Raw genomic sequence first — 1,813 nt, forward strand, 5'->3', positions numbered from 1 at the left:
GTTAAGAGGGGTGTAACTTCTTTGAAAGGAGGAAAAGACCCCTTTCTGGGTAGATCCCGCACTCGTCCCTTTTTCCGGACTCCTCATCATTTTCCTTTCGTCTTTATGCTCCTGGGGTTTGCTTACACCTTTGGACTTCTCTTCCTATGTTGTTCCCTAGGAATTCTTCGTGTCCTCGATAGTGATGTATTTTTGAGCCTCGGCTAATAATGTTGGCATATCAGAGGGTTGATTCATTATTAGGGAATCATTGAATCTCCCTTCATGCAAACCAGAGGTTAAGGTTGCCAAAGTAAAACGATGCCCACATTCTTTAACTGTAGTTAGTTCGGTACTAAAGCGCGAAATATAGCACTTGAGGCTCTCATTATGCCCTTGTTTGAGTTTCCTGCTAGTAATAAATCTATCTATCAATCTTGCGGTTAACTCTTCAAAATTTGCTATCGAATTCCTAGGAAGACTATGGAACCATTTTAATGCCACTCCTTCCAGACTTGTGATGAAGCAGCGACACATCAACGCATCTGATTTCTCGAGAAGGGCCATCGTGTGGTGAAACCTCGTGAGTTGCTCCTCGGGGTCTGTTGTCCCATCATACAAGTCAAATTTAGGGAGGTTGAATTTTCTAGGAAGATAAACTTCCATAACCTCTCTTGTGAACGAAGTTCCCAGGATGAGAACATGTTGTGGCGGGGGAGCTGGCATCTCATTCTAGGGGTGGGGAATCCACCACTTCATCTAGGTTTCGGGCTCCCAAATGGCTCAGAGATTGAACCAGGTCTACATTGTGATCTTTATCTCCTTGATTCTCAACTTTTACCCGTGATGCGGTCTGGCGGGTCCCCTCTTGAGGGGACCTGCCTACGAGGGGATGTTACCGGGGGTCGTGCCCTTGGGGAAGTTGTCTTGCAATCGTGCCGCTTTTAATGGGGGCTGATTTATTACCGGAGGATTCTCCTCTTCAAGTGGATGCCTCCCGTGGGGGATTTGATGTGGGAGGGCTTGCCCAGTTGCTTGAGACGCGATCAAGGCTATTAAAGCTTGAACTTTCTGTTGTAACTGCTCAAACCTCTGCTCCAAACGTCTCTCCATTGTTTCAGGAGGTCTCCCTCTCCTACCAACCTCCAGTATTGGTCGTGACTCCTTGATGGAGGGTTCTCCATGCATTAAAGCTATCCGCGGAGGCATCTCTACCGGTGGGTCATGCTCTGGTCTCTCGTGCTCTATACTTTCTCCTCCCTGATGTGACTGACTACCACATGGTCTCAATCCAACCATAGCGATTGAGTTCTTGGAGCTTTGACTTGTTGTCGTTTCCCACAGACGCCACCAAACTATTGCTGTAGTTTCGTTGCTTCAGAACTTCTTGCCTTCAACAATCCTTGATTTCCTGCAAAATAGTTGTTTAAACCATCGAAGGTTTCCAGTGGTAAACTTTTTCGATGATCCAGGTAGTTCTTTTGTGTTTTTTCTGAATTTAAGAAAAGATCTCTCTTAGCGTACTGTAATGATTTATATTGAAACCTTCGAGATAAATAACGCTTATCCATAACTACCTCTCCATCTTTTTCTCTTCAAGCTTTATATCTCTTTCCCAAGGGTTATCGATGAGAATATGCAGTTTTCATCCCTGCCTCTTTATTGGTAAATCCAAAGGGTTTTATCCTTACCTCTTTATCGGCCCGTCCAAAGGGTTTTATCCTTCTCCAACATTTCTCTGTCTGGTCATACCCATGGTTGGATAACATCCCGTCCTCGATATATATGGACGGGATCCTAACTTCTCAGGAGCTCTGGAAGTGCACCGGGTCTC

The 1,813-nt window shown here is 45.3% G+C and carries 1 protein-coding gene; it reads right to left on the bottom strand.

Annotated features, from left to right (window positions below; all coding sequences use genetic code 11):
• Positions 1-156: 156 nt before the first annotated feature.
• Positions 157-705, bottom strand: coding sequence for a hypothetical protein (locus AB6A63_RS02220; RefSeq protein WP_370431062.1), 549 nt, complete (start codon positions 703-705; stop codon positions 157-159).
• Positions 706-1,813: the final 1,108 nt, after the last annotated feature.

This window comes from 'Camptotheca acuminata' phytoplasma (genome assembly GCF_041276565.1).
In the GTDB taxonomy this organism is placed as follows: domain Bacteria; phylum Bacillota_I; class Bacilli_A; order Acholeplasmatales; family Acholeplasmataceae; genus Phytoplasma.